This window comes from Desulfosporosinus sp. Sb-LF, assembly GCF_004766055.1.
Classification (GTDB): Bacteria; Bacillota; Desulfitobacteriia; order Desulfitobacteriales; family Desulfitobacteriaceae; genus Desulfosporosinus.
Genome location: NZ_SPQR01000005.1, coordinates 176,219 through 188,849 on the forward strand (window position 1 = coordinate 176,219; position 12,631 = coordinate 188,849).

Consider the following 12,631-nt stretch of genomic DNA (forward strand, 5'->3'; position numbering starts at 1 on the left):
TTGAAAAGAGTTTCTAAGCAAAGATGAGGTAATTACCATATATTGAGGCTATGATAATACTTCTTTTCATAGTATTCTTCAAGTATGTTTATATCCCAGTATTTATCTATGTTTAGGGGGCATTGATTATGAACCAAGTCTGGGTAAAGGATTATCATGAACTCAACGACTTTGAAAAGCTAAAGCTATCAAAAGATGGCTTAGATATCGTTGAAAAAATTCCGGATTACAAAGAATCTGGATTTGAAACTATAGATCCTAAAGAGCGGGATCTCTTAAAATGGGCAGGGGTGAATGTCCAAAAACCGCGGGATGCTGGATATTTTTTAATGCGTGTAAAAATTCCCAGTGGAGTAATGAATTCAAATCAAGCCCGTGTCTTAGCAAATATCGCAAAAGATTATGGTCGGGGAATTCTGGATTTAACGACTCGTCAAGCTTTCCAGTTTCATTGGCTTACGATAGAAAATATCCCTATAGTTATGAACATCTTGAATAAATTCCAATTGCATACTATCGGGTCCGAAGGAGACTGTCCTCGAACAATTATAGGGAACCCCCTTGCGGGAATAGACCCTAATGAAACGATCGATACCCGAGTGATTGTACAGGAGGTTTTTGAATATTTTCAGGGAAACAGAGAGTTTTCAAATCTCCCGCGGAAGTTCAAAATTTCTATTTCGACAAATGTGTACAATACTGGGCATGCACAAATCAACGATCTAGCATTTACACCGGCGGTTAAAAAAGATGGCAAAAATAATATTTACGGATTTCATGTTTATGTTGGCGGTGGTTTATCGGCAAAACCCTATCTTGCCCAAAAGTTGAATCTATTTGTTTATCCCCATGAAGTGTTAAAGGTTTCAATTGCTGTTACAACTCTTTTTAGAGATTATGGTTATAGAAAGAATCGTCGACACGCGAGGCTTAAATTTCTCTTTGCAGATTGGGGCAGAGACAAGTTTGAAACCGAGCTTTTAAAACTAACTGGCCCTCTTGAAACCAGTGGAATAGACTTAACTTGCGGCTGGAATGCGGGATATTTTTACGGTGTTCATCCTCAAAAACAATTAGGGCTCAACTATGTAGGGTTATCCGTACCTCTAGGTCGGTTATCTGCGAAAGATCTACTTGAAGTCGCGCAATGTGCCGATAAGTACGGAGATGGTTCCATTCGGACGTGTCTTTCGAAAAATCTAGTGCTTGGTAATATACCGACTGAAAATATAGAGGCCCTCCTAGCGGAAAAGATCATCAAACGTTTTACACCGAATCCAAAGCCCTTTGTGGGATACACTGTTTCTTGTACTGGAAAGGAATTCTGCAATTTAGCTTTAGTTGAAACAAAAGAGTTTGCTTTGAGATTGGCACAAACCCTTGATGAAAAGGTTGAGTTAGATACTCCACTTCGAATCCATGTGAATGGCTGCCCTAATTCTTGTGGGCAATTACAAATTGCTGATATTGGATTAAGAGGTACAATGGGAAAGCTAAATGGTAAGACTGTCGAGAAATTCGAACTATCGATTGGAGGAAGCCTCGGAATGAATGCTGGCTTTGCAACAGCCCTCCAAGGGGCGGTCTCAGCCGAAAAGGTTGAAGAGGTTTTGGAGGACTTTATTAGCTTCTATAAAAATAAAAGACTTCCCCAGGAGTCATTTCATGATTTTGTTTCTCGGTTTGGATCTCAAGCCTTTCAGGAACTTCTTACCCCTTATACAGAGTTCCTAGGATTAGCTAGTAAATAGATTATGTTTCTCCATTAGTAAATTTATAAAGCGGCTGGTTGATACCAACCGTTTTTTCTGTAGCAGGAGGTTAAAAACTGGCACCTGTATTATTTACCATTGGGGATTTCTTACTGCGATCTCCGACTACTTTAATAGTAGAGCATATTTAATAGAAAGAAGAGTAAGCACGGTTCGGTGGCGAGGGCAGCAAGGTCAATAGCCCACAGCTAGCCGTCTACACCACGCATACTACACTTCCAAATTGGTTGGTCGGGGTTTGTTTATCTAGATATTCTTTAAGCTCAAATCAGAGCCTTTCGTAGGTTTCCTTTAGTAATAGTGCATCTTTCTCCACCATAGGGCCTTCAGATATGATACAACCTTTTACATTGAAGTACCTTATAGCCTTCAGGCAATCCACATAATTAAAGTCACTTTGTAGCAACGGGAGATGGTTCCGCTCACCTTTTTCATTGTAATTTACTCCTCCCATATGAATATGTAAGTCTTCCAAAGCCGATTTTCCGAGTTCATCTGAAACATACTGAAGTATTATAGCAAAATCATTAAGCCCTTTTAGTTTGCCGTTGTATCTTGCGTGTATATGTGAAAAATCAATACACAATTTACACGAGCTAATTTCTTTACACAAAGACACTAGCTCCTCAAGGGTGCCGAATTGTGTTCCCTTACCAGTTGTCTCTAATCTATAATCTACCCCGGTTAGGGGAAGACGTAATAAATTGTCCCTTATGGTATGATACGCACCCTCTTTGGAGTCTTCCAAGTAAAAGCCTGGATGAAAGACTAGACTCCTCCCCCCAACTTTGGACAACCCTTCCAGAGCTTTTAAGATCCTTTCTATGGATTGTTCCTGTTTATCCGCCTCATTTGCATTTAAATTTATGTAGTGCGAGCCATGTGCTGATAAGTAAAAATTATTTTTTAACTTAGCTTGTAATATAAGGCTATTATTGTTATCCGTAACATTAACGTTTCTGACAAAAAGAAGTTCCATTGCATCAAGCCCTATTGACTTAGCATAGTCTATCCCACTAGCATAATTAAATTTAGTGGAACCGTTTCCTAGCGGAAGACCAGATATGCCAAATAAAAGTGTATCCATTATCATCATCCTTTTTGACCTAAAGGCTAACCAATTTCACTAGGATCCATTTTAGAGTAATCCATCTCACATATCATTATGTCCAAATATCAATCACACTTTTGACTTCTTTTTTACAGAATTCTGCGAAGGGGCAGATGTTACACTTTGTGTTATGAGGATGGCAATACTATCTAATTTTAGCTCTAGTACCTTTATTAATACACGCCAAATCAAACTTAGAGTTGATTAGAGGAGTTTTATTTTATTATATGAGTATCCGATACATACCACATCGATTAGATGACATTTGGAAACTATTATATGCATAGCAATATGACTTTGAGGCACATTAATTGAGCCAGCCAGCGGCTAAGTGGCCGTTAACTAATACTTTTTCAAACAGAAAGGATGCATTATTATGCTAAACGAAAAATTATTGGACGTACTTTCTCATCCCGCAGACGGAGCTGTCTCTATCGTGACCAACGGTGACGATGGCCCACATTTAGTGAATACTTGGAATAGCTATATAGTCGTCACACCGGATGACAAACTATTAATCCCAGCTTACGGCTTCAACAAAACTGAAAGAAACCTTAGCGTGCATAACGATGTTATTCTATCGATTGCCAGCAGGGAAATTGAAGGTTACAAAGCAAAAGGAACAGGTTTTATCGTGAAAGGAACTACCCGTTTTGTGAAATCAGGTGAGGATTTTGATCGTATGAAAGAAAGATTTTCATGGGTTCGTGCAGTATTGGAAATAGCTGTGACATCTGCGAAACAAATGCTTTAAAATGAGCCTACAATATGTTCAGGGTTTGCATTGTAGTATATAGATACCCTGGGCATTATCGACATATAAACAAGACCAGCATTCTTAGTAAAGCTGGTCTTGTTTGACCCACCCGAGATGGTCTATTGATTTCTAATACTTTTCATATTTCACCTCTACTTCCTTTAAAATACATAAATTCTGTTCCCAGGTACACCCTCGACCCCAATTTACATCACAACATATTTCCGTGGACGTAGATGGTCCTAGTAAATTGTTACACAATTTACACCCCAACTCTGGAACCCTTACCACAATCAGCTTTCAGCTGTCTATTTCTTAAGACAACTGACGGTTTCGACGTGCGCTGAGAAACTATTTTTCTGCTCGGCCAGATCCGACGAAACCCTACAGTAAGCACAGACCTTGAGCTTTTTCTCCATAATAACTGTTGCTTCAATCGTTCGTATCTTTTTCATGTGACTCCCTTCCTCCCTCATTACACTGAATCGGCAAGGTTGTGGGAACATATTCTTTTCAAAAAAATATCCTACGCTCGGTAATAGTCCGGGTGTAGGAATGATAGCTCTAATTATGATCGAAGTCATTGATGATCTGATCCAGTTCAGCCCAACCTTTCCAGCCGAGATGCCAAGGATCTTGCATAAAATAGAGTTCTCTCTCATGAGAGGAAAGATCAACGCATTGAAATCCCGCATCCTGGATAATTCGGAAAACCTTTTGGTAATATGTTTTTCGGATATCTAAAGATAGTCCGGTATAATCACGAAAAAGTCCGTTATGTGGAATCATTACAAAAAGTGGTCTTACATGTTTTTCTTTAAGAAGCTCCAGCATTAGTTTAAGATCATCGTACTCCACAGAATCATTTAATTTATTAGCTCCTTTTTGGTAACCCTTCGTAGCCGGTTTGACGTTTTTGGCGTAGAGATCATCCTCAATATTAAAGTCATTTTTCATTTTTGTTTTGGCTAGAGTCACAGCTTGTTCCTTAATTTTCTCCCAATTGACGGCTTGGTCTGATGTCGGAGAGGCAAGCTTAGTAACTATCCTGCGGTCTAATTTAGAGGAAGCTATCTTTACATTTCGGGCATCTTGAATTTGCATTGAGGCATACTCAAGACGTACCTGCGGCCACAAGAATAGGCGCGTCATGAGCGATTTCCAGTCAGAACTTTTGTAGGTTGTTAAGTATTCTTTAAGGAGGTAGTCATCCTTAGCAACTTGAGGAAGATCCAATATACGTTTGACGATCCGGTTTTTCAGCTTAGGAGACAAGTCCGGATTAAACAGTACGTCATATACCTTCAGTGGGGAAGAATTATCGGAGAACTTGTCGTTAGGGATTCCTTGCAAGTTTCCGAACCAATCAGGAGAGAAAGTTATGACAATCTTTTTCTCTTTTATATCATTCTGGGCAGCGATATTAAGTATATGCACCAAAGTTTGACAGCTCCCACGCCCAATAATAAACGGGGTAAAGTCTGTCGGCCGATTGGCAAAAACGCGGGTGGGGTTAAAATCATAACCAGTTCCCAGTTCGGAAGAGCCATACATTGGCAAGACGTCCCCGGTTTTCATAGCCTTATGCTGAAAAATACTTCCTAACAAGACTTCTTGAGGGGGAGCTAACCCAGCCGCTTCAATCACACCAGGCGTCAGCCAGAAATAGTCTGCAATATCTTGGGTAATTGCTCCTGTATACAAGATGGTTAGCCAAAATATTATGAAAGCAATCACCATAGGGCCTAACCGTTTAGCGTTCATCATAACCACTCCTAGGGTATATTCCTACAGGTAGGGGACCAAATTGCCCAACCGCTCATTATGTATTCGCCGATTCAAATATTTTTCCTTCCTCGCCCTATAACTAGAAGTTATGACAACTGCTGTCAATACCCTGTCTGTTTTTCTCCGGGTTACTCTGTTTCACTATAGTATTCGTTGTGAAATTATCTAAATCCTGCGACAGACAAATTTTGAGGGTCCCGGAGCCCAATCTAAAGCGGTCGGCAAGGCCTTGGTAGCCGTCAACAATTCTACTTTAAACTGATTGAGATAATCAAGCAAGTAGTATTTAAAATGAAGTTCCCTGACACTTGAATGGAGCGCCTTATCAACTTGGCTTGAGGCATAGCCATTTCGTGCTAATGATTGCAGGGCTATATACCCCCTCCCCTCACTATAGTCAACTCGAATTAGTTCCAAGGCGACACTCTGGCCATAATAGGAATCGGTTTCTGGGAGGGTTTCAATAATACCAAAGAACTTCCTGCCCCGACTATCACACAGAGTATTCTTTTAAATCGGGCCAGAGAGTAAAGACTAACCCCAGTCGTCATTACGACGTCTGGTTTCTAGGTTTCCTGCCCAATTCTGACTGAGTGGAAGCTTAAATCCACCTTAAAGCTTGTATCCTCCATCTGCCCAAACTCAGCGACCAGACCACTTCGACCAACCATAGCGAAAATTACCAACGGTAACGGAACATTTACATACTTACATGTTCCCGTGGGAGAGCCATACCCCAAAACATTTCACCAAACAGTACCGACATGTTCCCGTGGACGTACCCAGAAAACATTTAACGATAATTTCTTTCAAAAACAATGGGGTCATCTAAACTCCCCAACGTTCACATACTTACTTGTTAAGAAAGACAGCCACCCCGGCTGGGTCTTGCAGGGTCGAAATGTGTGAACTGGAGGATCACATTGTTTTAATATCTAGCCATCCTATTATTTCTATGAATCCATCTATCTCTAAGCTTCCCTTCAAATTGTTTTTTGCAACCAGAAGAGTAGGTGTTCACCAGGATATGGCGTCCGACGACGCGGGTCGGAGGCTAGGCGTTAAGGGCCTAGACAACGTTTTTCAATCCAAATTTCCATAAGACGGCCAGTAGCGTACCAATTGACTTGGTTTTATTTTTAGGAGAATTTACTCAACGCATCCTCAAGTCGAGCAAGAACCAGGGGCCATGCTTGCTGATGTCCATTTCTTGACTCTTCATCCGGAAACCCAGCGTGAGTTAGTCGTAATATAGTTCCGTCCTCAATTTGTTTCAATTCTACTGTCACCACCGTCTCAGCTCCTTTAGTTCCACCAGCACCTGTTAACCATGTAAGTTCAACCAGTCGCTCCGGCTCAAGTCTGAGAAAGCGACCATAGTGTGGATGACGCTTCTCTTCAAAGGACGTTTCGAAGAAGAAGACATCATTTACCTCCGCTTTCATTAAAACTGATCCTGGCATTGCGAACCAGAGATCAAATTGTTCAGTCCATGCTCGGTACAATATATTGGGTGTAGACGGCATTGTTCGCTCCACAGTAAGACTGAATGGCCGTGATGACAAATCTGGAATACTTATTCGTGTTATTGGGTTCATGGTTTGCTCTCCTTTGTTGATTCATCCTACAAACAGCTCACTACCACCTGAGATTTCCCTGACGGAATTGATATCAAAAAATCCTTCCGTTATTATTCTATAAAGATCAACGGAAGGATTAGAAAGAACCCTATGTTATAATGGCACGCAAAGACAAGCCGAATCCCTTACCTTAATGTCCTGCTAGAACAAAGGCAATAACAATCAAACCAATGACAAAACGGTATACTACAAAAAGTCCAAAGTTACTAGTTTTTAAATATCTTATTAAAAATGAAATACTTAAAACACCAACGACAAAGGATGAAATAACGCCAACTGAAAAGGGTAAATTTATGGAAGCCATCGTTAAATGCCGAAGTTTTAGAACTCCTGCGCCCAAAATGATTGGCGTAGACATAAGGAAAGAAAATCGAGCAGAATCTTCCCTAGTCATAGTCAAAAAGCGAGCAGTCGTCATAGTGCTTCCTGAACGAGATACTCCAGGAATAATTGCTAAGGCTTGTGAAAGACCGATCCATATCGCTTCTTTCAATGTCATTTTATTTATTTTGCGAATTTCACGTTTCTTATCGGCAAAATATAGTAGTATTCCCATACCAATCATCATAATTCCGATGAGCAAAGGGGAACGAAAAACGGTCTCTGCTTTCTTCTCCAGCGCGAGACCAAACAATCCCCCTGGAATGGTCGCCACAACTAAGCACCAGAAGATACGCTTATCGTCCGATGCACCTCGCCTTAGAGCCGCTTTGAATAATTTGACCCAATCTTTCCAGAAATAGAGAACCACAGCCAAAAGAGTACCCATGTGAAGCGCGACGTCAAATGTTAAACCTGGATCTTCCCATCCGAAAAGCCATGGGACTAGTATAAGGTGCGCTGAACTAGAAATGGGCAGAAATTCTCCCAATCCTTGGACAATACCTAATATCAATGCGTGTATAACTGTCACTTTTCACCCTCCATTATCAAATATATAGCTTTTACACCGTTTGGATCAATATGTATTATATCCCATTTCTATAATCAACGAGCGCTGACAGCAGACTAGTAACCTTTCCTTTCGGGAATGACCCGAAGTTCTATAGTCTCAGTAAGGTAACCGCAACACTTTTACCCTTTTTTACAGCACTTTCTATGTTTATTTCTTGTAGTATTTTTTGTTGCGTCCCAGAAATCTTTACTTCTAGGAAAGCCTTTTACTTTATCCCATTTTTTATAAAAAGAATGAAGTCTTTCGTATCGCAATACTCTAACACAGAACCCCTGAACTTTCCTCATTTTCCTAAATCGTCATACTTTAAACCTTCCTTACTCAGTTTACCTGCTAGATGCACCTTACTAAAATGCGTTTATGTTGTTGATGCAAAGCCAAACTTACTCGTACCTTAAGGCATCAATAGGATCCATTGCGGCGGCTTTTCTCGCCGGAAACACCCCGAAGACGATACCGATTGCGGCAGAGAAGCCGAATGCCAGCAATACGGAGGTCGGGGAAATACTGGTGTTCATCGTTAAAGCGTTTCCTGCAAGGTAGGATCCTCCATAACCGAGGGCGATACCGATGCCTCCCCCTAAAACACTGAGCACAACCGCCTCAATAAGAAATTGCAACAATATATCCTTACTTTTAGCTCCAATTGCTTTCCGAATTCCGATTTCCCGTGTTCGTTCGGTGACCGATACAAGCATAATGTTCATGATTCCGATTCCTCCGACTAGCAGGGAGATGCTCGCAATTCCACCAAGGAGCATGGTCAACGTTTGTGTTACTCCTTGCATGGTTGCTAACATATCGGCTTGATTCTGAACCTTGAAATCGTCCGCTTTACCTGCCTGGATTTTATGGGCTTTTTCCATTTCTAAGGTAATATCATCTTGAGCCGTTTGCATAAGGTCCGCTGAAGAAGCCGATACCAGAATATTACGCAACGTCTTTTTTCCGAGTAAGCGCGCCTGAACGGTTGTGATCGGAGCAATAATCATATCATCACTACTCTGAAATCCGTTTGACCCTGTGGCCGTTGTTACCCCAATAACTTGGAAAGGTACGTCTTTTATTTTAATGACTTGCCCGATGATATTAGCATTCGGGTCCCCCATAAGGTTTGTAACCACTGTCGGGCCGAGTACAGCAACCCTGGCGTTGCTATCCACATCTGCTTTTGTAATAAAGCGGCCACTGGCCATTGTAACATTTTTAACGACTTCATAACTCTCTGTTGTCCCACTTATTTGCGAGGCGGTGTTTCCAGAACCCAATACCACTTGAAAATCGTTATCCGTAAACGGCGCTACAGCTTTCACGGCTGTTCCTAATTTTATCTTGTCTACATCATTCATGCTTAGGGTGGTTGAACTGCCAACTCCCCCTTTAACCCCTCCGGAATTTGACTGCCCTGGGGTAATCGTGAGAAGGTTGGAGCCCATGCCCTGAATCCGGGCAGTAATAGAAGCGGTTGCTCCATTCCCGATTCCGACCATTGCAATGACAGCGGCTACTCCGATAATAATCCCGAGCATTGTCAATGCTGATCGTAGTTTGTTGGCTCGTAAAGCCCTAAGAGACAAGCGGATGCTTTCTAAAAAGTTCACGCTTCTAATCCCTCCTCAATAAACTTCGATTGTATTGGTTTATAGTTATTACTTATTACTTGAACCATAGCAACCGCCTAAATGTTTAGGCAAGGTTTTGAAGAGTAGGGAACTCTCCAGACAATGAAACATGTAATAACTAAAAGGCGAGGGTGTACCATGAATTCATTGTTTGTGATTTTTTTCATTCTCACTTGATGTATGAAATTTTGTAGCGTGTCTTTCAAAGGCTAACTATGTGAAAAGACCAATTAAGGTTGCGTCGTTGCATTTTCTTTTAATTTATTGCCTTGTTGCTTAGCTTTCTTTATGTGATACCAGGTGGATGCAAATAACACTACTGTAAAAAAGGCAACACTTATGCCTCTATCTATAATTATTCCCAAGCTCTTAGCCCCCTCTCAATTTCACTTATACGCAATAACATATCATTTTTTCCTTAGAAACAGCTTAGAAATAGATGTCATAGATCGTCTCAGGTTTCCTTTAGTTGCGAATATCCCATATTTCTAGAATTTCCACAGCACTTTGCCCAAGGAGCTTGTGGTGGTTGCCGGAGTGATAATTTACGGTGCCCTATCGAATGCCGTGCCAAAACTTGTCATCGACAACATGGGCGGATTTTTGTTTTGAATGCAACGAGTATCCATGTGACAACAATTTGAAGGCAAGACAAGAGAAAAATGGCTGGAGCGAAACAATCGAATGAAGGAAATAGGCGTTGAGAATTAATATCTGGAACAAAGTAAATTGCCCAGATATTAAAAGCAAGTCTATTGACAGATGCCTTTATGTCCATACTTTCAATTAAATACCCTTAGGGGTACCAGGGTATTACTCTTGCATTAATTAGCAGTAGATCCTATTAGTTAAGTAAATTTACAAGGAGGAGTTAGTGTAAAAATGTCGTTAACAACAGAGCCATGGCCGAAATGTTTTACATTTCGGCCATGGCTCTGAATAATTATACGATTACATGGCAATGTGTTTTATAAACTTACAACTTAATTAAAACTTACCAACTTAATTCCATTAATACAAACAAACAGTGTCGTGCGCCAATTAAGTCGGTAACTAATATATCGACTATGAACATTGATATTAAGCTTAGATGTCAAATGTCATTTAAGAATAATGCGAAGCTGATAACTAAATTGGGTTAGTAAGCTAGTTTACTCTTTATAAATAATACTTTTATATCCTTATTTGTTGGATTTCTAAATTTATGCCTTCTGTTTGAAAGAATTCTTACAGTATCACCTTCGAAGAGGAGAAATTCTTCATTTTGAAACTCGATATATGTTTCTCCTTCCAACACATAGGCTATTTCCTCTCCTTCATGCTGAGAAAATCCTCCATAGGTTTCACTATTAGATTTTAGATTCATCAATAGTAGTTCGACGTTTGACTTTAACGGATTCGGAGTTAAAACGTCATATATAATATGTTTTTCATCTGGGTTGTATATTTTTTTTCGGTCTTCTTTTCTCAATATTAAAGACTCGTTATCTATCTCCTCTATAAATAGTGCAGACAAAGGAATTCCTAATACAGATGAAATAGATTTTAATGCACTTAAAGTAGGATTTCCCATATCTCTTTCTAACTGACTTAACAAAGAAGAACTTAATCCTGTTAGTTCAGCAAAATCTCTTATAGTTAAACTTTTAGCTCTTCTATGTTCAATAATTCTTTTGCCTATTTTCATATCGCCCATAGTCAATCTCCTTAAAATAAAACTATTTATTGTATTATAGCACAATTTGTTCAATATAATAAATATTATTCACTATATTGATATACCCTTTATGAATTGATATAATAAACCCCACTTGTTCATTATATTACACATTGTGCAATGTAATGAACACGGAAAGAGGGGGATATAAGAAATGAAAAATGTAGCAGACAGAAAACCTTTGATTGCAGATATATCTCTTTTATTAGTTGCTTTAATCTGGGGAGGAGGTTTTATAGCTGCCAAAGTTGCATTATCTTGTATTACACCATTTTATCTACTGGCCTTTAGATTCATATGTTCTGGGTTACTTCTGAGCGCTATATTCTTTAAAAAAATAAGAAAAATTAATAAGCAAAGTATATTATCAGGTGTTGTCTTGGGAATAATTCTGTATGTTGGGCAAGCATTTCAAACTATAGGACTAAAATATACCACAGCTGGAAGACAAGCATTTTTGATAGCATCCTATGCCGTATTAGTTCCCTTCATTTCATGGATGTTAACTAAAAAGAAACCTACCATTCCATCTATATTATCAGGCTTTCTTACGTTAATTGGTATTGGCTTGTTAAGTTTACAACAAAATTTATCATTAACTTATGGAGACAGCTTAACACTACTCTTTGCCGTTATGTTTGCGTTCCAAATAGTCTTCATAGGCATATACGCTAAAAATATTGACCCCATTCATTTAACCACTATCCAATTGCTAACAGCAGGTACTTTGGCATCAATTAGTGCACTAATATTTGAGCCAACTATTGAGTCTATAAATTATAAAAGTGTGACTGGTATCTTATATCTTGTAATATTTAATACAACTATTGCATTTTTAGTTCAAAATATCGCACAGAAATATACTTCTGATACCCACACTTCAATAATAATATCTCTAGAAGCAATATTTGGTTGCTTCTTATCTATCATTATATTGGGAGAGGCCTTTACTAAAAGGATGTTCATTGGCTCTATATTAATCTTTATTGCCGTAATTTTATCACAAGCTAGCAATAAGATTCTGAATTTTAAAGGATATATAATTAAATTCTTAAGATGAGATCTATTAATATATTTAGTGACAATCGTTGTTATTTATATGACAACATTAATTATAACTCAAAGTTGAAAAACGTTTTTAAGGACTGAGCATTATATACTCAGTCCTTAAAAACGTTAAATTCTAGACAGCTATAGCTAAAAAACTCGTCTGCTAAAACTCTTTTTCAAGATACCACCAACTGTTGTTTTACAATAAAGTTTGTTGTA

12 protein-coding genes are annotated in these 12,631 nt (G+C 39.2%); 3 read left to right on the forward strand and 9 right to left on the reverse strand.

The features are described 5' to 3' along the window. The first annotated feature begins 128 nt into the window (after nt 1-128). Entirely contained in the window at nt 129-1,751 is a 1,623-nt protein-coding gene (locus tag E4K68_RS09035; RefSeq protein WP_243450315.1) for a nitrite/sulfite reductase, read from the forward strand. 289 nt (nt 1,752-2,040) lie between these two features. Here E4K68_RS09035 and E4K68_RS09040 read toward each other — a convergent pair whose 3' ends face one another. Continuing rightward, complete coding sequence (locus tag E4K68_RS09040; protein WP_135378609.1) at nt 2,041-2,859, reverse strand: TIM barrel protein; 819 nt, start codon at nt 2,857-2,859, stop codon at nt 2,041-2,043. Nucleotides 2,860-3,259: 400 nt separating this feature from the next. Between E4K68_RS09040 and E4K68_RS09045 the strand changes: the two genes are divergently transcribed. Beyond that, entirely contained in the window at nt 3,260-3,637 is a 378-nt protein-coding gene (locus E4K68_RS09045) for a pyridoxamine 5'-phosphate oxidase family protein (protein ID WP_135378610.1), read from the forward strand. Nucleotides 3,638-3,948: 311 nt separating this feature from the next. Here the strand turns inward: E4K68_RS09045 and E4K68_RS20345 are convergent, their stop codons facing one another. From E4K68_RS20345 to E4K68_RS09075, 8 genes are all read right to left on the reverse strand, one after another. Continuing rightward, on the reverse strand, nt 3,949-4,095 hold the full coding sequence (locus E4K68_RS20345; protein ID WP_158291398.1) for a hypothetical protein: 147 nt from the start codon (nt 4,093-4,095) through the stop codon (nt 3,949-3,951). Between the two features lie 109 nt (nt 4,096-4,204). Further along, nucleotides 4,205-5,407, reverse strand: a complete 1,203-nt coding sequence (gene dltD, locus E4K68_RS09050; protein WP_135378611.1) for a D-alanyl-lipoteichoic acid biosynthesis protein DltD — start codon at nt 5,405-5,407, stop codon at nt 4,205-4,207. A gap of 186 nt (nt 5,408-5,593) precedes the next feature. After that, nucleotides 5,594-5,845 carry a hypothetical protein gene (locus E4K68_RS09055; protein ID WP_135378612.1) on the reverse strand — a complete coding sequence of 84 codons (252 nt, stop codon included), beginning with the start codon at nt 5,843-5,845 and terminating at the stop codon, nt 5,594-5,596. A 722-nt stretch (nt 5,846-6,567) separates the two neighbouring features. After that, nucleotides 6,568-7,026, reverse strand: coding sequence for an SRPBCC domain-containing protein (locus tag E4K68_RS09060; protein WP_135378613.1), 459 nt, complete (start codon nt 7,024-7,026; stop codon nt 6,568-6,570). A 172-nt stretch (nt 7,027-7,198) separates the two neighbouring features. Continuing rightward, nucleotides 7,199-7,981 (reverse strand): undecaprenyl-diphosphatase UppP, encoded by a 783-nt coding sequence (gene uppP, locus E4K68_RS09065; protein WP_135378614.1) that lies wholly within the window; start codon nt 7,979-7,981, stop codon nt 7,199-7,201. A 425-nt stretch (nt 7,982-8,406) separates the two neighbouring features. Beyond that, entirely contained in the window at nt 8,407-9,624 is a 1,218-nt protein-coding gene (locus E4K68_RS09070; protein WP_135378615.1) for an ABC transporter permease, read from the reverse strand. Nucleotides 9,625-9,875: 251 nt separating this feature from the next. Continuing rightward, complete coding sequence (locus tag E4K68_RS21400; RefSeq protein WP_282432976.1) at nt 9,876-10,010, reverse strand: hypothetical protein; 135 nt, start codon at nt 10,008-10,010, stop codon at nt 9,876-9,878. 773 nt (nt 10,011-10,783) lie between these two features. Then, on the reverse strand, nt 10,784-11,341 hold the full coding sequence (locus E4K68_RS09075; protein WP_135378616.1) for a cupin domain-containing protein: 558 nt from the start codon (nt 11,339-11,341) through the stop codon (nt 10,784-10,786). 175 nt (nt 11,342-11,516) lie between these two features. Here E4K68_RS09075 and E4K68_RS09080 point away from each other — a divergent pair, with 175 nt between their 5' ends. Further along, nucleotides 11,517-12,422, forward strand: coding sequence for a DMT family transporter (locus tag E4K68_RS09080; protein ID WP_135378617.1), 906 nt, complete (start codon nt 11,517-11,519; stop codon nt 12,420-12,422). Nucleotides 12,423-12,631: the final 209 nt, after the last annotated feature.

What these genes read in the sequence shown, in the direction of transcription:
- E4K68_RS09035 (WP_243450315.1), top strand. Translation starts at nt 129, where the DNA reads ATGAACCAAGTCTGGGTAAAGGATTATCATGAACTCAACGACTTTGAA.
- E4K68_RS09040 (WP_135378609.1), bottom strand. Translation starts at nt 2,859, where the DNA reads ATGGATACACTTTTATTTGGCATATCTGGTCTTCCGCTAGGAAACGGT.
- E4K68_RS09045 (WP_135378610.1), top strand. Translation starts at nt 3,260, where the DNA reads ATGCTAAACGAAAAATTATTGGACGTACTTTCTCATCCCGCAGACGGA.
- E4K68_RS20345 (WP_158291398.1), bottom strand. Translation starts at nt 4,095, where the DNA reads ATGAAAAAGATACGAACGATTGAAGCAACAGTTATTATGGAGAAAAAG.
- dltD (WP_135378611.1), bottom strand. Translation starts at nt 5,407, where the DNA reads ATGATGAACGCTAAACGGTTAGGCCCTATGGTGATTGCTTTCATAATA.
- E4K68_RS09060 (WP_135378613.1), bottom strand. Translation starts at nt 7,026, where the DNA reads ATGAACCCAATAACACGAATAAGTATTCCAGATTTGTCATCACGGCCA.
- E4K68_RS09075 (WP_135378616.1), bottom strand. Translation starts at nt 11,341, where the DNA reads ATGGGCGATATGAAAATAGGCAAAAGAATTATTGAACATAGAAGAGCT.
- E4K68_RS09080 (WP_135378617.1), top strand. Translation starts at nt 11,517, where the DNA reads ATGAAAAATGTAGCAGACAGAAAACCTTTGATTGCAGATATATCTCTT.